Source organism: Ochrobactrum sp. SFR4 (assembly GCF_019730395.1).
In the GTDB taxonomy this organism is placed as follows: domain Bacteria; phylum Pseudomonadota; class Alphaproteobacteria; order Rhizobiales; family Rhizobiaceae; genus Pseudochrobactrum.
Genome location: NZ_JAAPBB010001135.1, coordinates 1 through 248, shown reverse-complemented (window position 1 = coordinate 248; position 248 = coordinate 1). Strand labels below are relative to the sequence as shown.

1 pseudogene is annotated in these 248 nt (G+C 55.6%); it reads left to right on the top strand.

Annotated features, from left to right (window positions below):
* Positions 1-248, top strand: a pseudogene (locus HBA93_RS22585) (MocR-like pyridoxine biosynthesis transcription factor PdxR); the annotation flags it as partial.

Here is a 248-nt window from a genome sequence, read left to right as displayed (position 1 = left end):
TATTGCAGCGTATGATCCGTCATCGTGAGGCCATTGACCGGCAAGGAGATCTGCCGCTGGAGCTGGCTCTGAGTGATCTGCTGGCTGACGGCACGATTAAACGCCACGCACGCAAAGCCCGCCGGATTTATCATGCAAGGCGGGTTTTTCTGGCAGAGCAATTGAAAAATGTGCTCGGCCAGGATGGTCAGTTTACATTCCCCGCCGGTGGTCTGGCTATCTGGTTCCGGCTTAATCACGGGCTGGAT